This is a genomic window from Acinetobacter indicus (assembly GCF_009914475.1).
In the GTDB taxonomy this organism is placed as follows: Bacteria; Pseudomonadota; Gammaproteobacteria; order Pseudomonadales; family Moraxellaceae; genus Acinetobacter; species Acinetobacter indicus.
Map to the genome: position 1 here is coordinate 500,803 of NZ_CP045198.1, position 24,083 is coordinate 524,885.

A 24,083-nucleotide genomic window follows, 5' to 3' on the forward strand; every position below is an offset into this window, starting at 1 on the left:
TTTGGGCACAATTTCTGTCGAGAAAAACAAAAATGACAGATAGGATAAACCGTTGCCAAACAGATTGATGCTCCGCGGCATAATCTTGATGGTGCTGGCAGCCATGGTAGGTGTAGCAATTGCCTTATGGATTTTTCGGCATTTTCAGATTTATATTCCGCTCGAAAACCAGCAGGTCAATATTGATTTGCAGGAAGCACTCCAAGCCGAAGTTAAAATTCATGATGCACTGGATGTCAATGTCAGTGGCCGGGTCAATGCGGTTATTCCCATTCAGGAAAATCTGGATATTCCGTTGACCCAGACCTTAAATCCACGGGTGTATTTTGATACGCATGTGCCAATTCGTACCACCATTCCGGTGCGGGAAACCTTAAAAATTAACCAGCCCTTGGCGGTTGATACCCAGGTCAAAGTCAGGTTAATGGGTAAAGACATCAGTTTACCGCTCAAAGGCACCATTCCCATTGTGCTGGATGTGCCTATTCATATGGATGTGCCGCTGGCACAAAAAGTCCATTTAAAATTTAATGCGCCGGTAAAAACGGTATTAAAAGAAAACCTGAATATTCCTTTAAAAACCACACTGAATACCCAGATTCCGGTACAAGGTCATTTAAATGTGCCAATTCAAACCGCGCTGAAGGCCTCGGTGGATGTAAAAAATACCTTACCAATTAAGATTGAGCAGGGTGAGCTGAATATTCCTTTAAACAGTATCCGTCTGGCGACGGCCGAAACGGCGCAGCCACAGACTACTGTACAAATGGTCGAGTAGAGGAGCGTGTAGATGTTTTCTTCACTTCGCCATCAGCTTGTGTTGGGCTTGATTGTGGCTGCGCTGGTCGCACTTCTGTTCTGGCTGTATTTAAATATTCAGGCCTCGATGTATGTCAATGCCCAAAAAGCGCGGTTGTTGTTACCGGAAGATTTACCTACTCATATTGAGGTCGGCAATTATTTACAGGCCCATACCCAAGGCCATTTAGATACTGAAATTCAGCTGGATCAGCAGGTGCAATTGCCTTTGGAAGGTAAATATCCGGCCAATCTGCAATTTGTAGTCACCACACCGATTGATGTAAAAGTGGACTATAAAACCCATATTCAAATTGATCAGCTGATGCCGCTACAGACCAGCACCGATTTAATCTATCAGAATCCGTTATTGCCCAAACTGCCGTTACAGCTGGATATTCCAATTAAAATGAGTGTGCCGTTTCATTTGCAGCGCACCTATCGGCTGCCGGTCAAGATTTTATTTAATGGCCCGGTCGGTCTGGAATTTCATGAGCTGTTAAAGGTCCGCTTGCTGCATCAATTTGCGCCGCAATTAAATCTGAATGATCCAATGACCTTGCAGAAAGTTTCCGGTTTTAATGCCACGATGCGTAATGTTGAACGACGCACACATGCCAATCTGGATATGAAAATGGATCTGAAACTGAGCCAGATCCATCCATAAACTGAAGCTGACTTTAGATCAGTTTCTGCAAAATACTTGTGATACTTGCGGTTGGACGTCCCAGTAATGTTTGCAAATCCTGGCTTTGGCTATACATGACGCCATCTTGGGTTTGAGCATCGACATCCGCCAAGAAACTGGCAAAATCCTCATCTAAGCCCACCTGTAGCAACAGTTGCTCAAAGGCTTCAGGGCTTAAGTTATTGTACTGCACTGGTTGTTGACTCACCTCGGAGATGGCTTGAGCAAGATCAGCCTTAGTAAAGCTTTGGCTTGATGCCAACTCATAGGTTTTATTCAGATGGGTATCCGTGAGTAATACACGTGCAATTGCTTCAGCATATTCGTCACGAGACGCGGCACTAATTTGACCATCCCCACTTGCACCATATATTGTGCCATGTTGGATCTCTTGGGTTAAGCCACCCAAATAGTTCTCGATATACCAGTTGTTGCGAAGCAGGGTATAGCTCAATCCACTTTCTTGAATCAATTTTTCAGTTTCACGATGTTCCTGTGCCAAGCCTAGACTGGAGTGATCTGCATTTAACAAACTGGTATAGGCAATATAGGGAACTTGACTCGCCTGGGCGGCTTCAATTACAGCTTGGTGTTGTGCAGTACGACGACCAATTTCATTGGCTGAAATTAAAAGTAACTTATCTACGCCCAATAATGCGGTACTTAAACTTTCAGGCTTGTCGTAGTCGAAATGGCGGATTTCGATGCCTTTCGGTAATTGTGCCTGGGCTTTTTCAATATTACGGACTAATGCAATAAGGTGATGTTCTGAACTTAAATTGAAAAGATGGTGGATCACCAATTGCCCCAACTGACCGGTTGCACCTGTAATCGCAATATTCATATCTCACTCCAACATTGTTTGAAAAATAATCTTGATGGTTAAATACTAATCTGATAACTTACTAAATGTAAGTACGTACCAAAAAGTAAGTCTATTACTCACAGGAAAGATTTTTATGTCAGCTTATGAAACCAGTAAATTACTTGGTCAGGTTTTATCCACAGATTGTCCATCGCGTGAAATTTTGGAACACTTAACCAATAAATGGTCGGTATTGGTTCTGCGCTGTTTAAGTGATGGTGTACATCGCTTTAGTGAGTTAAAGCAGCGTATTGAAGGGGTGAGCGAGAAAATGTTAGCGCAGACTTTAAAAATGCTGGAACAAGATGGTTTTATATTAAGAACGGTTTATCCCGTTGTGCCGCCTAAGGTGGAATATCAGCTGACGATTTTGGGTTCGCAAGCGTCTGAAAAGTTAAATTACTTGATTGGATGGGTAGAGCGTAGTTTGCCTGAGATTTTAGAGAATAAAGCGCGTGTTTCAAAATAGATATTAAGTTGCTTGTGGGGAAGCAATAATGAAACCATCTGGTCGCGTCGCTTTTAGTGGTCTATGTCATTATTTTGACTTTTATTTCATAGATGAATTTTATAACTTAAGCGCAAATATATTGGGTTCATTTTCTATTTCTGGAAGAGGCGACTGGAGATCAAAGATTCAAGGAGAGGATTAAGCAATTTAATCATAAAAGCTTAGGATTATATTCAAGCTATTCGCGGAGGTTAACGTCGAAAAATATCGAGTTTATTGATTATCGAGTATCTAGGCTTGGAAAAGAAATGGGTCATACTTTTATCGCGTTAGGTCAGAAGTTAATGCGCTATGCAATTGATCAACAATAATAAAAAGAAATATTTTTATAAGCTAGTTTAAACTTCTCATTCAGCATAACAGCCCCTCATCCTAGCCTTCTCCCAAAGGGAGAAGGAACTTGCAGGATTTATCTTATGAATGAGTCATGAGCAGTGATGAATCAAAATATTTTAAGCCTGTTTCATCTTTTTAAAATCAAAACGGTCAATCACTAAAATACCAAGCGCAAAGACTAGTCCAAGTGCCACACAGCCAATCCATTCAAAATGTTCCCAGGCATACACCGCACCGAGTGAACCAATGGCTGCCCCTGAAAAGTAAATGGTCATATATACCGCATTAATTCTTGAACGCGCTTTAATATCAATCCGATAGACCAGGTTCTGGTTTAATACGTGAAATGCGGTCAGGCCAAAATAGCTCATCAGTACCCCAATCGCGTAGACCACAATATTCTGCTGGGCAAAAAACAGCGGAATACAGGACAACAGCATCAGGGAAATACATAGCGTTGCAACCAGATTTTCCTTGCCTTGTCCCACCGTTTTCCCCGACCAGCTGGCCGAATAAATCCCGATCACGCCAAGTAAGCCAAACAGGCCAATTTCAAAATCACTAAAATGATAAGGCGCGCTGCCCAAGACAAAGGTCATTGAGGTAAAGACCATCGACAAAATGCCAAAGCCTAAGGCGCCGGCACAGGCACGGCGAATTAAATGCGGATGATGCTGCGCCAGTTTAAATAAGGAACGGTAAATTCCCATCACCGTTAAACCGGATTGTGGCTCGGTATTCGGCAGTTTGTGCCACATCAGCAGGGCAAAGCCCAAGGTCAGTATTCCGCTAGATAAATACACACCTTCCCATGACCAGTAAGTCGATACAAAACCGGCAAAGGTGCGCGACAGAATAATCCCCATTACCAGACCACTCATCAGTTTACCCACAATGGCAGCACTCGATTCCGGCGGACTAATGGTCGAGGCAAACGGAATTAACACCTGCGCAGAAATCGCACCAAAAGTGGCACATAAGGTAAAGAAATACAGTCCAGACAGGCTGCTGCTCAAAGACAGCAGGATTTGTGAAATTGCCGCGAAGACCATCAGACTAACAATTAGCTTGCGTTTATTGAGTAAATCACCCAGTGGCACCAATAGCATAAGTCCTAAACCATAACCAATTTGCGCGACTACTACAGCAAAGCCGGCTTGACTGGTGCTAATGCCCAGACTTTTTTCAATTGAATAAATGAGTGGCTGGTTAAAATAGGCAGAACCGGCACAGAGGCCACAGGCCAGCGCCATCAGTAATACAAATTGAGGGGACAGCACTGGCGTGGCGGTTGGGGAGGACATAACAATTTCTCAAGTCAGCGAGTAGCACACTATAGGTGTTGTGGACTGAAAATAGAAATAAGAAAAAACAATCATTTGATTGCTGAATATCATGCTTGGAAAAAAATAAGCGCTGTCCGGTTTTAGCTAGATTGCGCTTTTTAGATGGCGACACACAAATTGTAAAAAGAATTGTGAGCACAATAGATTTGCTGCATAAATTATTCGAGAAATCCTTTAAAATATGGCAGAATAGGCGGTTTTAAAGTTTTTAGAGGATTGGCAAGATGCGCTTTGTTGATGAAGCAGTCATTACCGTAGAGGCTGGCGACGGTGGCAATGGCGTAGCCAGTTTTCGCCGTGAAAAATTCGTACCATTTGGTGGTCCAGATGGTGGTGATGGTGGTCGTGGCGGTAGCATTTATATTCAGGCCGATGACGACACCAGTACACTCGTAGATTATCGTTATACCCGTAAATTCCGTGCTGAGCGCGGTAAAAATGGTGCAGGCGCAAACTGTGCTGGCCGTGGTGGTGAATCTGTGGTGCTGAAAGTACCGGTAGGCACCACGATTGTAGATACAGATTCTGGTGACATTATTGCTGACTTGGTCGAAGACGGTCAGAAAGTACTGGTTGCCCAGGGCGGTGATGGTGGTTTGGGGAATACTCACTTCAAATCATCGACTAACCGTACCCCGCGTAAATTTACCACAGGTGTGAAAGGTGAATTCCGCGAAATCCGTTTAGAGCTGAAAGTGCTGGCAGATGTTGGCTTACTGGGTATGCCAAACGCCGGTAAATCAACCTTTATTCGTGCAGTATCGGCAGCAAAACCAAAAGTTGCAGACTATCCGTTTACCACCATGGTGCCAAACCTGGGTGTGGTCGATGCCGATCGTCATCGTTCTTTTGTGATGGCCGATATTCCAGGTCTGATTGAAGGTGCGGCAGAAGGGGCTGGTTTAGGGATTCGCTTCCTGAAACACCTGGCGCGTACCCGTATTCTGCTTCACATTGTCGATGTACAGCCAATTGATGGTTCAGATCCGGCACACAATGCCCGTGCCATTTTGAACGAGCTGGAAAAATTCTCGCCAACGCTGGCCAAATTGCCAGTAGTCTTGGTGCTGAACAAGCTCGACCAATTACCGGAAGATTCACGCGAAGAATGGTGTAAACATATTCTGGAAGAACTGCAATGGGATGGTCCAGTATTCCAGACCTCGGGCCTAATGTCTGAAGGTACCAAAGAAGTGGTGTACTACCTGATGGATCAGATTGAACAGCAACGCGAACGCGAAGTTGAAGATCCAGACTATGCAGCAGAAATGAAAGCCTTCCGTGACCAGCTTGAAGCTGAAACACGCGAGCAAACCATCGCCGCTAAAGAAGCTTATCGTGAAATGCGTCGTCAGCAACGTCTGGCGGGTCAGGGCGATGACTTCGATGATGACGATGAAGATGATGGCGAAATGGAAGTATATTACGTACGTTAAGCTCTTGATGAAGAGTAACTGAGGACAAGATGATAGAAGTGGTAGATGGGCAACGTCAGCTCCAGGGTTGTAAACGAATCGTTGTTAAAATCGGATCATCTTTACTCACAGCAAACGGGAAAGGCTTAGATCTGGATGCAATTTCGCATTGGGCGAATCAGATTGCAGATCTGCATAATGCAGGACACGAGATTATTCTGGTGTCCTCCGGTGCTGTGGCTGAAGGCATGGTTCGAATGAAACTAGAGAATCGACCCACTGATCTACCCAGTCTTCAGGCTTGTGCGGCCATTGGTCAAATGGGTCTGGTACAAACCTGGTCCAGCGTGCTGGAAAAACACGACATTAAAACTGCGCAAGTGTTATTAACTCATGATGACCTGGCAGATCGTCGCCGTTATCTCAATTCATGTGATGCCTTGCAGCACCTGATTGACTGGCGCGTGATTCCGGTGATTAATGAAAATGACACGGTTTCCACTGACGAAATCCGTTTTGGTGATAACGATACCCTGGCAGCTATGGTGGCCGGACAGGTACATGCGGATCTGTTGATTATCCTGACCGATCAGCAAGGCATGTTTGATTCTGATCCGCGCTCTAATCCGGATGCCAAACTGTTCCATACCGTACGTGCTTTAGATGAAAGCCTGTTCGATATGGCCGGTGGTGGTGGCAAGTTTGGCCGTGGCGGTATGCTGACCAAAGTCCGTGCAGCGCGTTTAGCAGCCAAATCGGGTTGTCCAACCTTAATTGCCAGCGGTGAAAGTGATAATGTACTGGCCCGTCTGATGGATGGCGAAATGCTCGGTACGCTGTTTATTACCGACAATGATCGTATCACCGCACATCAGCAATGGCTAGCGGCGCATCTGCAAACCGCAGGCCGTCTGGTATTGGATGAAGGTGCGGTAAAAGCCATCAAGGAAAATCATCGTAGCCTGTTACCGGTGGGTGTACGCGCCGTGGAAGGGCATTTCGAGCGTGGTGATGTGGTGGAATGTGTCGATCGTCAAGGCCATCGGGTGGCTGTCGGGCGGGTGAACTTTAGCTCGCGTTCAGCAGACATTATTAAAGGTCTGGCCTCGGACAAAGTGCATCAGGTGTTAGGTGAAGCACGTTCGTTGGAAATGATCCATCGCAATCATATGGCGATTTACTAAGCCATACAGATTCAACTTAAGAAATACAAAAATCCCGCTTCCGAGCGGGATTTTTTATTTTGGAAATAGAGGTAACGAGCAATTTACTTAAACTGAATCGTCCCGTTGGCATTCACCGTCATCTTCGATTCACCGGCAGCCATATCCGGTGCAGGTGCTGCTTCAGCCACTGCAAACTTGGCGGTATTGGCGCGCATTGCAATCGGGCGCGGGGTATAGTTATTGGTATTCATGTTCAGATTGACCAGTTGATAGCCTGATTTATTCCAGGCCTGGGTCAATAACTGTGCGCGTTGCTGGAAGTTTTTCGAAGCTTCAACTAGTAGCTCATTTTCGACTTTCTTAAGCTGGCTATCTGACACACTAAAATGTACTGATTGAGTTTGCAGGCGCTGCTGCAGCTCGCCAATGAGCTGGCTGGCGGCTTTAAAGTCGGTACTTTCCAGATGAATTTCGGCACGACCGCGCCATTCTTTCAGTTTCTGACTGTCATTGTCATAAACCGGATAAGTCGACTGTGAACCACTTTCTACTTTAACCGTTGGATATTTTCGCGCTGTGGCCATCGCCTGATTCATAATTTGGGTGATCTGATTGGCCAGTTCAGAAGGCTGTTTATGACTGCGCTCGATATACAGCACTGCGTTCATCTGGTCATTGGATACCTGACGGCTGGCTTCTGCCTGAACATTGATCAGATTGTAGTTCAGTTTTTCGGTGGTCTGCGCCAAGGCACTACCTGAAACTGCAGCAGCCAATAGGCAACTGGAGAGAGTAATAAAACGCATGATTTTGTCCTGTTTTTATAGGTATTTATCTATCAAAGCATATTAGCCAAGCAATATGGCTAATTTTTGCAGAGTTTGTGGTGGGATTGTAAAAAAATAATAAAATCTACTGACTCGGAATGGCTTGATTATTTATTTTAAAACAATATGTTATATTTAATAGTGGGTTTAATTCTGCAGGCAACTTACATAGGGTTAAAAAAAATATCAAGAATGCGGTTTTCTTTCTGCTGTCACATTGTAAGATGATAATTCAATCTAATGGTTAGACCGATAGAACTTTTCGATAAAATTAGCTCGATAAAATGCCAAAAGCGGTTTATTTTCCTGAAAAATTAGGTATCATCGCGCTCCTAGTTATTGAATATTATCTAGATCATCTAACTAGATTTTTATAAAGCACCGAGTCAAAGGACCACAAGTCACCCGACTTATTTCTTCAACCCATATCAGAGATGGTAATTCGATATGAGCGTTACTTCTGTAAACCCTGCCACCAATTCCACAAACGAATACTACTTGACTCGCCAAAGTCAGATGGAATCGAATGTGCGTAGTTATCCTCGTAAATTACCGTTAGCGATAGCGAAGGCACAAGGTTGCTGGGTTACCGATGTTGAGGGTACGACGTACCTGGATTGTTTAGCTGGGGCAGGTACATTGGCTTTGGGCCATAATCATCCTGCGGTGATTCAAAGTATTCAAGACACCATCGCGAGTGGTCTTCCTTTACATACTTTAGATTTAACTACACCTTTAAAAGATGCATTTACTGAAGCGCTTCTTGCTTACCTGCCAGGTGGTAAAGAAGAGTATTGCTTGCAGTTCTGTGGTCCATCTGGTGCAGATGCAACAGAAGCAGCAATCAAGCTTGCAAAAACATTTACCGGCCGTAGCTCTGTAATCAGCTTCTCAGGTGGCTACCACGGTATGACTCACGGTTCGCTGGCAATGACAGGTAACCTGTCTGCCAAGAATGCCGTAAACGGTTTAATGCCGGGCGTACAATTTATGCCGTATCCACATGAATACCGTTGCCCGTTGGGTCTTGGCGGTGAAGCAGGTGTGGATGCACTGACTTACTATTTCGAAAACTTCATTGAAGATGTGGAAAGCGGTGTTACTAAACCGGCTGCTGTAATTCTTGAAGCAATTCAGGGTGAAGGCGGTGTGGTTACTGCGCCTACCAAATGGCTGAAAAAAATCCGTGAAGTGACTGAAAAACACAACATCGTGTTGATTCTTGACGAAGTTCAAGCAGGCTTTGCGCGTTCAGGCAAAATGTTTGCTTATGAACATGCTGGTATTGAGCCAGACGTAGTGGTTATGTCGAAAGCGGTTGGTGGTAGCTTGCCACTGGCAGTGTTAGGGATTAAACGTAAGTTTGATGCTTGGCAACCAGCAGGCCATACCGGTACTTTCCGTGGTAACCAGCTGGCAATGGGTACTGGTCTTGCGACAATCAACACCATTAAAGAACAAAACCTGGCGCAAAATGCGCAAGAGCGTGGCGACTTCCTGCAAGCTGAACTGAAAAAACTGGCAGTTGAATTCCCATGTATCGGTAACGTACGTGGCCGCGGTTTAATGATTGGTGTTGAAATTGTAGATGAGCGTCAGGAAAAAGACCGTTTAGGTGCTTATCCTGCAGATTCACAACTGGCTGCTGCAATTCAGGCTGCATGTTTTGACAACAAACTGTTGTTAGAAAAAGGTGGTCGTGGCGGTACGGTAATCCGTTTACTTTGCCCGCTGATCATTAATCAGGAAGAATGTGTAGAAGTGATTGCCCGCTTCAAGAAAGCTGTGGCTGAAGCACTGAAAGCAGTACGAGGCGCATAATACATGGTAGATTTTGCAGAACATCGTAAAGCCTTACTCTGCAATGATGCTCAATCTATTGCTGACTATGAGTCAGCAATGGACCAAGCGACAAAAGCTGTCGCAGCATGGTTGCAAAACGATAAAATGTACACCGGTGGTAGCATTAAAGAGCTACGCAGTGCCATTTCATTCAATCCATCGAAAGAAGGTCTGGGTGTACAGAAATCTTTAGAGCGCATGGTCGAGCTGTTCCTGAACAAGAGCTTGAAAGTTCACCATCCGCATTCACTGGCGCATTTGCACTGTCCAACCATGGTGGCCAGCCAGATCGCAGAAGTGTTAATTAACGCCACTAACCAGTCCATGGACTCATGGGATCAAAGCCCGGCCGGTTCATTAATGGAAGTGCAGTTAATCGACTGGTTACGCCAAAAAGTCGGTTACGGTTCAGGTCAGGCCGGTGTATTCACTTCAGGTGGTACGCAGTCTAACCTGATGGGTGTACTGCTGGCGCGTGATGCCTGCATCGCGAAAAACTGGAAAGATGAAAACGGCAAGCCGTGGTCAGTGCAGCGTGATGGTGTACCGGCGGATGCAATGCGTAATGTCAAAGTTATCTGTTCTGAAAACGCACACTTCTCTGTGCAAAAGAACATGGCGATGATGGGCATGGGCTTCCAGTCTGTGGTTACCGTTCCTGTGAATGACAATGCACAGATGGATGTGGTTGCACTTGAGAAAACCATGGCACACCTTCAGTCTGAAGGCAAAATTGTGGCATGTGTGGTGGCAACTGCAGGTACAACCGATGCGGGCGCGATTGATCCATTAAAAGAAATTCGTGAAATCACCAACAAATATGGCGCGTGGATGCACATTGACGCGGCGTGGGGTGGTGCACTGATTTTGTCGAATGACTATCGTTCTATGCTCGATGGCATCGAATTGTCGGATTCTGTGACGCTTGATTTCCACAAGCATTATTTCCAGACCATTTCATGTGGCGCATTCTTGTTAAAAGACGAAGCCAACTACCGTTTCATGCATTATGAAGCCGAGTACTTGAACTCTGCTTATGATGAAGAACATGGCGTACCAAACCTGGTATCGAAGTCACTGCAAACCACGCGTCGTTTTGATGCCTTGAAATTGTGGATGACAGTTGAAGCCTTGGGCGAAGAGCTTTATGGTTCAATGATCGATCATGGTGTGGATTTAACCCGTGATGTTGCTGCTTATATTAGAGCAACAGATGGTCTTGAGCTGCTGGTAGAGCCGCAATTTGCATCGGTATTGTTCCGTGTGGTGCCTGAAGACTATCCGGCTGAATTTGTTGATGCCTTAAACCAGAACGTCGCAGATGAACTGTTTGCGCGTGGTGAAGCCAATATTGGTGTAACCAAAGTGGGTCAGGTGCAATCATTGAAAATGACCACGTTAAGCCCGGTTGCAACACTAGACAACGTGAAAAACCTGCTGGCACTTGTGCTGGCAGAAGCAGAGCGTATTAAAGCTTCAATTGCAGATGGTACTTACACACCACCAATCGCTTAATCGCATGCTGCAAAGAAAGAGAGGCCTACAAGGCCTCTTTTTTTATCTCGGGTCATTGAATTGAAAAAAATGAAGATGAATGTCATGTATCTGTTAACAAGCCAAACGGGCCAAAAGAAGGGGGATAGAAATGAATAAAGTGGCTGAGTACAGTGAAGTGATCAATTGGCTGAGAACGTGTGTTTCAGGCAACAGATGAATATATTAAGTTTAAGAAAAACAATCAATTTCGCTTTTTATAGAATATCGGGTGATTGTCATCAACCAGAGAGAATTATGACAATTGTAAGAAAGCGAACCGGTGCTGGATTGGCATTTTGTCATATTTTTACAGCGCTTTCATATTTTTTTAGACATCTTTCGAAATTTTAATAAGGTAGTGAAATGTTATTAAAATCATTATCTTAAATTAATATTTTGATATAAAGCAGGCTTCTAGAAACTATAAAAACAAGCTGCAAAATAAAACATCATTAAAGTGTCATAAAGGTGTAACTTTATTGTCATATTTTGAACTCACAATGCACATAACGAAATAAGTACAAAACTTAATAAAAAGTGGCGTACTCCGAATTTGCATAAATTGAGAGAGAACAGAATGCGCTTTACCAATATCGCACTTGCATTAGCACTATCTGGGGCAGCTGTAGCAACAACTGCGAACGCAGCTCGTGACACCATCCAAATCGCTGGTTCTTCTACAGTATTGCCATACGCAAGTATTGTAGCAGAAGAGTTCGGTAACACATTCCCACAATTCAAAGCGCCTGTTGTTGGTTCTGGCGGTTCTTCAGGTGGTTTGAAACAGTTCTGTAACGGTGTGGGCGATAACACAATTGATATCGCAAACTCATCTCGTCAAATTAAAGATTCAGAAATCGCTGCATGTAAAAAAGCAGGCGTGAACCAGATCCTAGAAGTTAAAATTGGTTATGACGGTATCGTATTTGCGTCAAACTCAAACAAAGCTGCTTATAAATTAAAACCTTACCATGTATTTGCTGCTTTGGCTGCTGAGCTTCCATCGAAAGGTAAAATGGTTGCTAACCCATATACACGTTGGAACCAGATTGACAAATCACTTCCAAACGAGCCAATTACTCTGGTAATTCCAGCATCTAACCACGGTACACGTGAAGTGTTCCAGGAGAAAATGGTTGATGCAGGTTGTGAAGCTTACGCAGCAATCAAAGCATTAGACAAAGATGCGAAGAAAAAAGCATGTACAACTTTCCGTAAAGATGGCCGTGTGATTGAAATCGCTGGTGACTACACTGAAACACTGGCACGTTTAAGAACTTCTCCAAGTGCAGTGGGTGTATTCGGTCTAGGTTTCTATGACCAAAACCGTGACAAGCTACGTGTTGCAACTGTAAACAACGTTGCGCCATCTGAGCAAACAATTCTGAACGGTTCTTACCCTGTTTCACGTCCATTGTTCTTCTACGTGAAAGGTGAGCACCTGAAATCAATCAAAGGCCTACAACAGTACACAGAATTCTTCTTAAGCAAGAAAGTATCTGGTAAAGGTTCTAAGTTAGACAAAGCAGGTCTGATCTCTTTATCTGACAAAGAACGTGCGCAAATCCTGGCGAACTTCAAAGCAGGTAAAGCTGTTAAATAATTGTGGTTAAAACAGCTGATGGCAGGGTTTCCTGCCATCAGCTTTTTGCGAAGAGAAATGTTTTTTCAAATAATGAAAATTGAAAAAACGGTGGAGAATACATGAATCTGCTACTCATAGGTGTGTTACTGGCAATTATTGCCATAGCCTATCAAATCGGGTTAAGCAAAAGCCGTAACCTAGCAGGTAAGGGAAATAATTCTGCAATGTTGCACTCACGCCCTGGTTATTATGGTGCGTTGGTGGCGTTGTGGTGTGCGATCCCTGCTTTTTTAATTTTGATTGTTTGGAATCTGGTTGAACCAACCATTTTGGAACAGGTAGTACTGAGTCATGTACCGGCAGATGTTGCTGCCAACCTGAATGCAGCCAGCACCAGCGTTCTGGTAGACCGTGTGCAAGCACTAGCTTCTGGCTTTGGTGTCACTGATACACCAGCCGCCTATGAACTGGCAGCTGCTGAACAATTAGCAAAATTTGAAACCATTGGTTCTTATATCAAACTGGCCGTTGTGATTTGTGCAGCGTTAATTGGTTTGCTATGGGCGAAAAAACGTGTCTCTCAACAGTACCGTGCCCGTAACCAGGTTGAAAAGATCATTAACATTTCTTTAGCCCTCTGTTCTGGTGTGGCCATTCTGACCACCGTTGGTATCGTGATGTCGATGTTCGGGGAAGCCATGCGCTTCTTTAGCTTCGTCAGCCCAATGGACTTCTTCTTTGGTACCCAGTGGAACCCAGGTTTTAGTACCACCGGTAGTGCCGATGGTGAATATGGTCTGTTACCGCTGTTATGGGGAACCTTGCTGGTCAGTGCGATTGCATTGCTGGTTGCAGTACCTATTGGTCTGATGATTGCCATTTACCTGGCAGAGTATGCATCTCCGAAATTCCGTTCTTGGGCAAAACCAACCATTGAAGTGTTGGCCGGTATTCCGACCATTGTATATGGTGTATTTGCCTTAATGATTATTGGTCCATTCCTGAAAAGTGCCGGTGCACTGCTGGGTATTGATATCAATGCTACCAGTGCTTTAACTGCCGGTCTGGTAATGGGCATCATGATCATTCCATTTGTATCGTCTTTATCTGATGACATCATTACCCAGGTACCACGTGCTCTACGTGATGGTTCGTTGGGTCTGGGTGCGACTAAGTCGGAAACCATTCGTAAAGTGGTGATGCCGGCTGCCTTGCCAGGGATTATCGGTGCCTTCTTGCTGGCTGCATCTCGTGCAATTGGTGAAACCATGATTGTGGTCCTGGCCGCAGGTAACAGTCCGTTGTTACATGCCAACCCGCTAGAAGCGGTTGCAACCGTGACCATGACGATTGTTAACCAGTTAACCGGTGATACCGACTTCGCAAGTCCGCAGGCATTGGTGGCGTTCGCATTAGGTTTAACCCTGTTTGTTATTACCCTGTGTTTGAACATTGTGGCACTTTACATCGTGCGTAAATATCGTGAGCAATACGACTAATGAGTACTTCAAATACTACTTCAATGGATCAACAACCGCTTGATCCACGGGCGGCCGCTGAATTACGCGCACAACGTAAACAGAAAATTGAAAGCTCGTTAGCAAAACGCCATCGTAAAGAAAGCACTTTCCGCATGTTTGGTCTGGCCTCGGTACTGGCAGGTTTATTCTTTGTCGTGTTGCTGTTCGGCAGTATTCTGGCCAAAGGTTTACCGGCATTCTGGCAAAGCAGTATGGCAGTGCCAGTCTACTTTGACCCAAGCATTATTAATGTGGGCGCCCAGCCAAAACAGCAGGCAGGTGAATCTCCGGCACAATTTAATGACCGTATGATTGCCTGGCAGACTGAAATGGGGATGGTTGATTGGGATGCGCTTATCGTTAATGGTATCGTCGCTAAAGATGCGGCGCTTGAAGCCAAGCGTGATGATTTAGGCTACATGTACACCAGTTCTGAAACCTATCGCTTACGTGATATGGTACTGGCAGATCCATCGCTGATTGGTCAAACCAAAGAAGTGAAAATTCTGGCCGATGCCAATGTAGATGTATGGCTTGCGGGCAATATTGACCGTGACCTGCCGGCAGAACAGCAGCAGCTAAGCCCGGAAATCCGTCAGCTGGCAGATGATCTGAAAGCCCAAGGTATTATAGAAAATACTTTCAATACCAACATCTTTGTCAGCCCGGACTCGCGTAGTTCGCCTGCAACTTCTGGTTTGGCTGGTGCCTTCATGGGTTCATTGTTCATGATGCTGATCGTGATCTTTATCTCGATTCCAATTGGTGTGGCATCTGCAATTTACCTGGAAGAATTTGCACCAAAAAATGTCATTACTGATATTATTGAAGTGAACATTAACAACCTGGCCGCAGTTCCATCGATTGTATTTGGTCTGTTGGGCGCTGCCATCTTCATTGGCTGGATGCATTTACCGTTATCTGCGCCACTGGTGGGTGGTCTAGTTCTAAGTTTAATGACTTTACCGACCGTAATTATTACCACACGTGCTTCACTAAAAGCGGTGCCGCCATCTATTCGTCAGGCTGCATTGGGCTTGGGTGCATCACGTCTACAAACCGTATTCCATCATGTATTGCCACTGGCATTACCAGGGATTTTAACCGGTGCGATTATTGGTGTTGCACAAGCATTGGGTGAAACCGCACCACTTCTATTAATTGGTATGAGTGCCTTCGTTGCGAGCGTACCGGCATCTCCATTTGATCAATCTACCGCATTACCGGTACAAATTTTCCTATGGCAGGGCAATGAATTGCGTAACTTCTTTGAAGGACGTACCGCTGCCGCCATTATCGTACTTCTTGCACTCATGATCGGCCTGAACAGTCTGGCGATCTGGTTACGTAAGAAATTTGAAGTACGTTGGTAATTGAGGGAAAAATATGACTACTGTATTAAGCACAGACAAACCGAATTCCTTAGAACAGGATAAAGCAGTGAATCCAGAGCAAACACAATTTACGTCAACTGAAGGCGAAGAACACAAACAGCCTGCAACTTCGTTTGTGTCTCAGTTTGATACCCAGGCGGCGAGCAAAAAAGAAGCCAAATCGAACAATGTCAAACTCAGCACCTCCGATGTTCATGTGTACTATGGTGAATCTGAAGCAATTAAAGGCATTGACCTGAACATTTATGAAAATGAAGTCATTGCCTTCATTGGTCCATCAGGTTGTGGTAAATCGACTTTCCTTCGTACCTTAAACCGGATGAATGACACCATTGATTCATGCCGCGTTACCGGTAAAGTCATGCTGGATAATCAGGATATTTATGATCCGAACCTGGATGTGGTGTTGCTACGTGCTCAGGTGGGTATGGTGTTCCAGAAGCCAAACCCGTTCCCGAAATCAATTTTTGAAAACGTGGCTTACGGCCCGAAACTGCACGGTTTGGCGCGTGACAAATACGATCTTGAAGAAATTGTTGAAAACAGCCTGCGTAAAGCTGGTCTGTGGGATGAAGTTAAAGACCGTTTAAGCCAGCCAGGTACCGGTCTATCAGGTGGTCAGCAGCAACGTTTATGTATCGCGCGTACCATTGCGGTTTCACCAGAAGTCATTCTGATGGATGAACCATGTTCAGCACTGGACCCGATTGCAACTGCAAAAGTTGAAGAACTGATTTCTGAACTGTCTACCCAGTACACTATTGCGATTGTTACGCACTCGATGCAACAGGCAGCGCGTGTATCAGACCGTACCGCATACTTCCACCTGGGTGATCTGATTGAAGTGAACTCGACTGAAAAAGTCTTTACTCAACCAGACCATCAATTAACGGAAGCGTACATTACAGGTCGTTTTGGTTAATTGCCAACCGCTGTATATCAAAAAACCGCAAATCAATATTTGCGGTTTTTTTATGGCTCTGGTTGAGGGGTAGGGGGGAGGGTCATAGCGGATCTGGTGGATTATCCATCTATCAACACGCTTAAAACAAAGCTCAAAATAGATTTCAGTTTGAAGGGCTGAATCCGGAGCAGATCATTCCATCTGCTATCCAGTTGGTGGTTTTAATGTTGAGCTTTCCCAGCTTTTAAAAATCCCGTCCTGTTCAACAGGGCTGTATTTTTTAGTTGTTGCAAAAATGACACTACGGTTAACACTGAAGTAGATTAAATTAAGCAAATAAATGCGCTAATATTGAATTCTCAATATCCGCCCTCATCTAAAGCTTAGCCAAAATAAAATTGAGAACAGATTTTTATATGTTATTTCATTCCCCAAAACTACCTGCCGAAATTCGTATCCGTCATTTAAATGCGCGTATTAACGAACAACGAAAAAAAATAGCGCAGACTACGGCCTCCAAACTGGAGCTGTTGCAATTTAGCCAGCAATTGTCCAAAGAGGCACGCCTGCGTAAAAAGAATAACCAGAAAATTTATGTACTCGATTTTAAAGGGGATATGGCCGCCTCTGCGGTAGAGAATCTGCGTGAAGAAATTACCTTAATTCTGGCCACAGCCAAAGCTGGACGTGACCGCGTGGTGGTACGTTTGGAAAGTCCGGGCGGGATGGTACATGGTTATGGTTTAGCCGCTGCACAACTGGTACGTCTGCGTGATGCCGGTTTTCATTTGACCATCTGTGTTGATAAGGTCGCAGCCAGCGGTGGCTATATGATGGCTTGTATCGCCAATGAAATTATCTCTGCACCGTTTGCCATTGTCGGTTCAATTGGCGTGGTGGCACAGGTGCCAAACTTTAACCGTCTGCTAAAACAGCATAATATAGATTTTGAACTGTATACGGCTGGTCAATACAAACGCACCGTGACCATGTTTGGTGAAAATACCGAAGAAGGCAAGGCCAAGTTTGAAGAAGAGTTGCAACAAACTCACAGCCTGTTCAAGCACTTTGTTGAAAAGTACCGTCCGCAGCTCAATGTAGAAAAAGTCGCTACAGGTGAACACTGGTATGGTCAGGATGCTTCCGATCTGAACCTGGTCGATAAACTGCAAACCTCAGATGAATACCTGTTAGGGTTATTGCCACAGCATGATGTTTATGTCATTGAAACCCGTCGCAAGCCAACCTTGGGTGAAAAACTCGGCCTACAAGCCGCACAGGTGGCCGATTCTCTGGTGCCTACGGTCATTAACAAGGTGATGGATACTTTAAGCAAAGCCAGTGCCAATCTGGTGCAAATGCGCGATCCTAAGCTCTAATCCAATTTTGCTCATGAAACATGAAAAAGCACTCAATCGAGTGCTTTTTTTCTGTCTTTGTATAAGTTCCAGCTTCCTGCCAGAATCGCGCCGAGCGTAGCCAGGAGCATATCTTTATGTGCATCCCAGACGTCGCCTTGCTGACCGTTATAATTTTCAGCCGCTTCCGGGGAGAGGGTTACCGCGAGTAACCATTCCAGCCATTCGTAAATCAAACTGCTGCTCATGACCCATTGCACGACCAGCAGAAAAATCACCAAGTCTTTGGCTTTTGGAAAGCAGAGCCGATGTAAGCGGAAAAACAGCGGGTAGAGCAGCACGCCATAGGCAAAATGCACAAAACGATCATACATATTGCGTTCCCAGCCCAGCCACTGATTTAAATCAAAGCCGAAGTATTGCAGCAGCCAGTCGTTATAGGGCACATAAGAATAGAGATAATGCGCGCCTAAAATATGAATCAACAGAAAGATGAGATAGAAAACAAAACTGGAAAAGCTTAGACCGACTTTTTTGAAGAGCAGTAGCAGCACAATTAGCATGATAACCGTTCCAACCTGATGCAGCACATAGGCTGAAAATTCCATCGGGTTGATACTGGCAAGCAGCATGGCCAGGCCTAATAGGGCCAGCATTAGCCAATGTTTGGCCTGTAATTGGTAGTCGATCATTCTGGTTATAGGATTGGGATTTGTAATTATCATAATAAAAAAGCGAAACCGGAGCTTCGCTTTTTGATGCTGAGTTTTTCAAAATTACACCCTCTTTATGTTGCTTCCAGAGGAAGAAAGAAGATGGTGTGAAAAACTCAAATCATTTCATTAGATTTTAGCAATCAAATCTTTAATTTGTTTTGCCTGTTCAGCGGCATTACCGGTGTAAGACGCAGGGGTCATTTCAGCTAAACGTGCACGATCCGCAGCCGGAACAGCTTCGAGTTCGTTACCGTTGACGAAGCTCACCATCATGTCGCGAGTCATCGCTTGACCACGAGTCAGCGCTTTTAATTTTTCGTATGGTTTTTCAACGTTGTAACGACGCATAACCGTTTGAATCGGTTCAGCCAATACTTCTTGTGCATTGTCCAGGTCTTCCAGAATACGGTCAGCATTCAGTTCTAGTTTACCAATACCTTTTAAGCAGGCTTCAAATGCGATCAAGCTCTGTGCAAAACCAACACCCATGTTACGAAGTACAGTTGAGTCGGTTAAGTCACGCTGCCAGCGAGAAATTGGAAGTTTTTCGCCCAGGTGCGCAAGAACAGCATTGGCAATACCCAGGTTACCTTCAGAGTTTTCGAAGTCAATCGGGTTGACTTTGTGCGGCATGGTTGAAGAACCGACTTCGCCTTCTTTCAGTTTTTGTTTGAAGAAGCCCAGCGAGATATAACCCCAAACGTCACGGTTAAAGTCGATTAAGATGGTGTTGAAACGACGCAGCGCATCAAACAGTTCCGCCATATAGTCATGCGGTTCAATTTGCGTGGTGTACGGGTTGAAAGTTAAACCTAAAGATTCAACAAATGCTTGTGAATGTGCAGGCCAGTTGATGTCTGGATAGGCAGACAGGTGAGCGTTGTAGTTACCCACTGCACCGTTGATTTTACCCAGCAGTTCAACATTGTTGAATTGCTTGATTTGACGCGCTAAACGGTACGCCACGTTGGCCATTTCTTTACCCAAAGTGGTTGGGCTAGCTGTTTGACCGTGTGTACGAGACAGCATGGGTTGATCAGCATGTTTTTCAGCCAGCGCCACAATTGAGTCAATGATTTGCTGCATAGATGCAACCAGTACATCACGGCCGTTTTTCAGCATTAACGCGTGTGACAGGTTGTTGATGTCTTCAGAAGTACAAGCAAAGTGAATGAATTCACCGGCATTTTTCAGCTCGTCGATGTTGGCGATTTTTTCTTTCAGGAAATATTCAACCGCTTTAACGTCGTGGTTAGTGGTACGTTCAATCTCTTTAATGCGGTTCGCATCTTCTTCAGAGAAATTTGCCACAATCGCATCTAAGGCCGCATTGGTTTCTGCAGAAAAAGCTGGGACTTCAGTAATTTCCGGACGGTTCGCAAGCGCTTGTAACCAACGCACTTCAACAGTCACACGAGCATGGATTAAACCAAACTCAGAAAGGAAAGGACGAAGAGCATCACATTTGCTCGCATAACGTCCATCTAATGGAGAAAGTGCAGTTAAAGCGTTCATAACGATTCCTTAAACTTTGGAACTAAACCTAAAACAAATGTCCGTACAGATCAGACCACCTGATACTGTAAACGGGCAAGATCCTGAATATCTTGAAGCAGTTTGCGTTTGCTAAAAATCATCGCCCATGAGCTGCCACCGAGTTGACGCCACAAATGTGCCATTTGCAGGCCGGTAAATAGCGAGGCACGAATACGGTTGGTATGGGCAGAATCTTTAAAGGCCTCGGCATTGCCACGCACCATAATCCGCGGATTAATCTGTCCAGCAGTATCCACATAGGTTTGGGCAAGATTGGCGAGAATACTTGGATGTAAATAGTTATTATCAAAAAAGGACAGCTGTTTTAAGATTTTTTGCTGAGATTGCTCAATAATTTCAACAAATTGCGGATTACTATAGACTTTCTTTTCCAGTTGCAGCAGCGCCATGGCATAGGACATCGGCAACTTGGCATTGGACATTTTCGGTAATCTGGATTTGGGTGAGGTGGTAAACGGATGGGTAATGCTATTTTCGAGGGTTTTTAAACCAAGGGAGATATCGGCCAGCTGACTAAAAAAGTCTAAGGTTTGGCCACTCTGATTATTACTTGGACGGATATTCAGGCTGGCCTGAATCAGGCGCTCCAGATAAAAGTTACCGCTATCGCCAATACTTTGTCGGCCAGTCAGTGCGGTCATATGGGTCAGCTGCGTGGCCTGAAACACAGCAGCGAGGGCCAAAGCACGATTCTGGCGAACATTCAGAGTTCGAGGCTGTTGAAACGGTAACTCTGTCATGCCGAAACAATCCTTTAAACAAAATCCGGGTGAGGGGCATTGGTATGATGGATCACGCCACCCCCTAAGCACACTTCACCTGCGTAGAACACCACGCTTTGACCTGGTGTTACTGCACGTTGTGGCTGATCAAATTCAACACGTACACCATTTGGTGTTTCTGGATCTTTAAATAATACGCAGTCTTGGTCAGGTTGGCGATAGCGGGTTTTTGCCGTGCAGCGGAAACCGGTGTCAGGAATATCCTGTTCACCTGCGACCCAGTCAATGGATTCGCTCCACAGAATCGTGCTTTGCATCAGTGGATGATCATGACCTTGACCAACCACCAGACGATTGCCGGCTACATCTTTATGCAGTACAAACCAGGCACCTTCAGTTGCACCTTTCATGCCGCCAATACCAATACCACCGCGTTGACCGAGCGTATAGTACATTAAGCCGTGATGTTCACCAACCTCTTTGCCATCTTCCAGCACGATTTTTCCGGGTTGTGCGGGTAAATATTGTTTTAAGAAGTCATTAAAGCGGCGTTCACCAATAAAACAGATACCGGTGGAGTCTTTTTTCTTTGCAGTCGCCAAGCCCAATTCTTCTGCAATTTTACGTACTTGTGGCTTTTCAATTTCACCGACAGGGAACAGGGTCTTGTTAATTTCACGACCATGCACCGCGTGCAGGAAGTAAGTCTGATCTTTGTTGTTGTCGACACCACGCAATAAAGGTGCATATTGATCACCTTTAGAGTTGGTCATGGTTTCACCACGACGGCAGTAGTGACCCGTTGCAATAAAATCAGCACCCAGGTTAATGGCATGATCTAAAAACGCACGGAACTTGATTTCTTTATTGCACAAAATATCCGGGTTAGGGGTACGACCGGCTGCGTATTCTGCCAGGAAATGCTCGAAAACCCGATCCCAGTATTCCATGGCAAAGTTGGCAGTGTGCAGTTTGATGCCAATTTTATCGCATACGGCCTGGGCATCGGCCAGATCTTCCATGGCTGTACAGTATTCCGTGCCATCATCTTCTTCCCAGTTTTTCATGAACAATCCTTCAACCTGATAACCTTGTTGAAGGAGGAGTGCTGCAGAAACAGAAGAATCTACACCACCTGACATACCGACGATGACACGTTGTTGCATAGGATTAGGCATCCACACTATGAATTAAGGGAGAATTTTGGTGCTCGTAAATGAGCGATAAAGGATATTTTTGTCCGGTCTGAGCATCCTGTACGGCTTTAATCACCAAAGGACTGCGGGCGCGGGCCGATTCAAGCAGTTCATCCGGGCTCATCCAGACGGCACGGACAATACCAGTGTCTAGCTGTGCATCTGCATGATGGTGAATGGCTTCGGCCAGAAAGCAGAAACGGTAATAGGTACGATCTGGAAACATGGGCGGGGTATAGGTATAAATGCCCAGTAAAGCCTGAATACGTACATCGTATCCGGTTTCTTCCAGGGTTTCGCGAACCGCTGCTTCAATAATGGTTTCACCGGCTTCTACATGACCTGCAGGCTGGTTAAAGACAGTATGTGTAACGCCTTCAGTCTGTTCTTCTACGAACAGAAATTTACCGTCTTTTTCAACAACGGTGGCAACAGTCACATGCGCAGTCCAAGCGGTCATAAAAAAGCACCATGGGGTAAAACGCATATTCTACAAAATTTAGGGGGATGTGGCTATGAGGGAAGGGGATTTCTTTGGAGAAGATGTTTTTTGTGTTTGAGTAAAAAATTGTGTGAAACAAGGACTTAATAATGAGCGTGGAACATGAAAAATCATAAAAAAAGCCCGAACAGGGATGTTCGGGCTATAAACTAGAAACTACAGCATTGATTTCTATAGATAATTATAACGCATTTCGTATAAGGTGTATTATGTTAATTTTAGGGAAATTTAACTATTCTGATTTTGCTGAAATCATAAATTTATAAGAGATAAATAATGCTAATAAAAAGATATTGGATTATTTCCTCGTATGTCCTGTTACTTATTGGATGTACATCAAAAGATATTTCAAAAGATATTCCTAAAGAAGGGGAAATAGTGACATGGAAGCAGAATCCAAATTTGATAGTAAAAGCAAAGCTTGGTCCACGTAGAAAACATATTCCTGACCAATTTGATAATGAATTTTATCGCCCTGAACGTGAACATTATTTAGGGCAGTTTCCAATTGACTATATTCCTGAAAAATTTCCCGCTATAACTCAAGAGGAAGCAAATACTTTACCAATGCCTGACTCTAATCGACAATTAGAATTTTATTTAACTTTCAATAGGGAAAAAATAGAAGCTACGGATGGTTTTGCACCTGATCATAAAGATCAGGTACGAGTACGAATAAAAGGTTTAGGTTTAGAGATGAGGGAAAATAATACTGATACAAAAAAAGTAATTCTTAATAATATTACTCCGGAATATGTCAAGATGGATTCGAAATTTAAAAAATTCGGCTTGGAATGTTATCGGAGGATTTTTTCTGATGAATATCTATTTTGTTATGCAGATTCGAATATTCCAAATGTTTCTGGTGTCTTTCTTAAAGTTAATACAAGAGGAAGAAGACCAGAAAATGGAGAATCAATTGAAATAATAGGAAATAACTATGAATCAAATAAGTATGGGGATATATGGGTTCAATGGGAAACTAATTTAAACAATTGGGAGAAATGGCAAGATATTGATAATGCAATATGGCGCTTATTAGACACATGGAACTCAGCTCCATCATCTCAAAAAAATAACTAAATTTTACTTATTTAACATAATGGCTGTTATGCGAAATATTAGTCATGACTAAGGAATGACTCTTCTAGTTTGGTAAAAGCTGGAGCAGTTTTTAGCCACTCTTGTACGTATATGCTCACAGCAATTCCGGTCCTTTTCGCCTATACGACCTGGCTTCAATTTCCTATGATGAAGACATGGAGAACAGGAAGTTCCAGAGAAGAATAACAAGAGATA

Annotated in this window: 21 protein-coding genes; 13 read left to right on the top strand and 8 right to left on the bottom strand. The window is 44.3% G+C overall.

Annotation, left to right across the window (positions count from 1 at the left end; genetic code table 11):
* The first annotated feature begins 67 nt into the window (after positions 1 to 67).
* Both GA693_RS02885 and GA693_RS02890 read left to right on the top strand, forming a co-directional pair.
* Positions 68 to 778: an MFS transporter gene (locus GA693_RS02885; protein ID WP_407646725.1), complete on the top strand. Its 711-nt coding sequence runs from the start codon at positions 68 to 70 to the stop codon at positions 776 to 778.
* Positions 779 to 790: 12 nt separating this feature from the next.
* Complete coding sequence (locus GA693_RS02890; RefSeq protein WP_160241470.1) at positions 791 to 1,465, top strand: hypothetical protein; 675 nt, start codon at positions 791 to 793, stop codon at positions 1,463 to 1,465.
* Between the two features lie 13 nt (positions 1,466 to 1,478).
* Here the strand turns inward: GA693_RS02890 and GA693_RS02895 are convergent, their stop codons facing one another.
* Positions 1,479 to 2,330, bottom strand: coding sequence for an SDR family oxidoreductase (locus GA693_RS02895; RefSeq protein WP_160241469.1), 852 nt, complete (start codon positions 2,328 to 2,330; stop codon positions 1,479 to 1,481).
* Between the two features lie 115 nt (positions 2,331 to 2,445).
* On the opposite strand from GA693_RS02895, the gene GA693_RS02900 reads away from it, so the two are divergent.
* The gene (locus GA693_RS02900) at positions 2,446 to 2,820 is read left to right on the top strand and encodes a winged helix-turn-helix transcriptional regulator (protein ID WP_016660049.1); all 375 of its coding nucleotides are present in this window, start codon (positions 2,446 to 2,448) and stop codon (positions 2,818 to 2,820) included.
* A gap of 494 nt (positions 2,821 to 3,314) precedes the next feature.
* On the opposite strand, the gene GA693_RS02905 is transcribed toward GA693_RS02900, so the two are convergent.
* The gene (locus GA693_RS02905) at positions 3,315 to 4,502 is read right to left on the bottom strand and encodes an MFS transporter (protein ID WP_160241468.1); all 1,188 of its coding nucleotides are present in this window, start codon (positions 4,500 to 4,502) and stop codon (positions 3,315 to 3,317) included.
* A gap of 266 nt (positions 4,503 to 4,768) precedes the next feature.
* Between GA693_RS02905 and cgtA the strand changes: the two genes are divergently transcribed.
* Entirely contained in the window at positions 4,769 to 5,980 is a 1,212-nt protein-coding gene (gene cgtA, locus GA693_RS02910; protein WP_005176732.1) for an Obg family GTPase CgtA, read from the top strand.
* A 29-nt stretch (positions 5,981 to 6,009) separates the two neighbouring features.
* Positions 6,010 to 7,143: a glutamate 5-kinase gene (proB, locus tag GA693_RS02915; RefSeq protein ID WP_005176735.1), complete on the top strand. Its 1,134-nt coding sequence runs from the start codon at positions 6,010 to 6,012 to the stop codon at positions 7,141 to 7,143.
* 83 nt (positions 7,144 to 7,226) lie between these two features.
* On the opposite strand, the gene GA693_RS02920 is transcribed toward proB, so the two are convergent.
* Complete coding sequence (locus GA693_RS02920) at positions 7,227 to 7,931, bottom strand: SIMPL domain-containing protein (protein ID WP_160241467.1); 705 nt, start codon at positions 7,929 to 7,931, stop codon at positions 7,227 to 7,229.
* 468 nt (positions 7,932 to 8,399) lie between these two features.
* Here GA693_RS02920 and GA693_RS02925 point away from each other — a divergent pair, with 468 nt between their 5' ends.
* The 7 genes from GA693_RS02925 (at position 8,400) to sohB (ending at position 18,112) form a co-directional block, all read left to right on the top strand.
* Entirely contained in the window at positions 8,400 to 9,773 is a 1,374-nt protein-coding gene (locus GA693_RS02925) for a diaminobutyrate--2-oxoglutarate transaminase (RefSeq protein ID WP_005176742.1), read from the top strand.
* 3 nt (positions 9,774 to 9,776) lie between these two features.
* Positions 9,777 to 11,309, top strand: coding sequence for a pyridoxal phosphate-dependent decarboxylase family protein (locus GA693_RS02930; protein ID WP_104988856.1), 1,533 nt, complete (start codon positions 9,777 to 9,779; stop codon positions 11,307 to 11,309).
* A 598-nt stretch (positions 11,310 to 11,907) separates the two neighbouring features.
* Positions 11,908 to 12,933: a substrate-binding domain-containing protein gene (locus GA693_RS02935; protein WP_005176746.1), complete on the top strand. Its 1,026-nt coding sequence runs from the start codon at positions 11,908 to 11,910 to the stop codon at positions 12,931 to 12,933.
* A gap of 101 nt (positions 12,934 to 13,034) precedes the next feature.
* Positions 13,035 to 14,414 carry a phosphate ABC transporter permease subunit PstC gene (pstC, locus tag GA693_RS02940; protein WP_005176748.1) on the top strand — a complete coding sequence of 460 codons (1,380 nt, stop codon included), beginning with the start codon at positions 13,035 to 13,037 and terminating at the stop codon, positions 14,412 to 14,414.
* A complete protein-coding gene (gene pstA / locus GA693_RS02945; protein WP_160241466.1) occupies positions 14,414 to 15,808 on the top strand; it encodes a phosphate ABC transporter permease PstA in 1,395 nt (464 codons plus the stop codon). Before pstC ends, pstA begins: the two co-directional genes overlap by 1 nt.
* A 13-nt stretch (positions 15,809 to 15,821) precedes the next feature.
* The gene (gene pstB, locus GA693_RS02950) at positions 15,822 to 16,751 is read left to right on the top strand and encodes a phosphate ABC transporter ATP-binding protein PstB (protein ID WP_005176754.1); all 930 of its coding nucleotides are present in this window, start codon (positions 15,822 to 15,824) and stop codon (positions 16,749 to 16,751) included.
* A 398-nt stretch (positions 16,752 to 17,149) separates the two neighbouring features.
* Positions 17,150 to 18,112 carry a protease SohB gene (sohB, locus tag GA693_RS02955; RefSeq protein WP_160241465.1) on the top strand — a complete coding sequence of 321 codons (963 nt, stop codon included), beginning with the start codon at positions 17,150 to 17,152 and terminating at the stop codon, positions 18,110 to 18,112.
* A 32-nt stretch (positions 18,113 to 18,144) separates the two neighbouring features.
* On the opposite strand, the gene GA693_RS02960 is transcribed toward sohB, so the two are convergent.
* The 5 genes from GA693_RS02960 to GA693_RS02980 all read right to left on the bottom strand — a co-directional run bounded on the left by GA693_RS02960 (position 18,145) and on the right by GA693_RS02980 (position 22,742).
* Entirely contained in the window at positions 18,145 to 18,783 is a 639-nt protein-coding gene (locus GA693_RS02960; protein WP_160241464.1) for a DUF2238 domain-containing protein, read from the bottom strand.
* 150 nt (positions 18,784 to 18,933) lie between these two features.
* Complete coding sequence (gene purB, locus GA693_RS02965; protein WP_005176761.1) at positions 18,934 to 20,322, bottom strand: adenylosuccinate lyase; 1,389 nt, start codon at positions 20,320 to 20,322, stop codon at positions 18,934 to 18,936.
* Positions 20,323 to 20,372: 50 nt separating this feature from the next.
* A complete protein-coding gene (gene hflD / locus GA693_RS02970) occupies positions 20,373 to 21,104 on the bottom strand; it encodes a high frequency lysogenization protein HflD (RefSeq protein ID WP_005176767.1) in 732 nt (243 codons plus the stop codon).
* Between the two features lie 14 nt (positions 21,105 to 21,118).
* Positions 21,119 to 22,252 carry a tRNA 2-thiouridine(34) synthase MnmA gene (gene mnmA / locus GA693_RS02975; RefSeq protein ID WP_160241463.1) on the bottom strand — a complete coding sequence of 378 codons (1,134 nt, stop codon included), beginning with the start codon at positions 22,250 to 22,252 and terminating at the stop codon, positions 21,119 to 21,121.
* 4 nt (positions 22,253 to 22,256) lie between these two features.
* The gene (locus GA693_RS02980) at positions 22,257 to 22,742 is read right to left on the bottom strand and encodes an NUDIX hydrolase (protein ID WP_005176771.1); all 486 of its coding nucleotides are present in this window, start codon (positions 22,740 to 22,742) and stop codon (positions 22,257 to 22,259) included.
* A 318-nt stretch (positions 22,743 to 23,060) separates the two neighbouring features.
* Here GA693_RS02980 and GA693_RS02990 point away from each other — a divergent pair, with 318 nt between their 5' ends.
* A complete protein-coding gene (locus tag GA693_RS02990; protein WP_228278815.1) occupies positions 23,061 to 23,867 on the top strand; it encodes a hypothetical protein in 807 nt (268 codons plus the stop codon).
* Positions 23,868 to 24,083 lie beyond the last annotated feature (216 nt).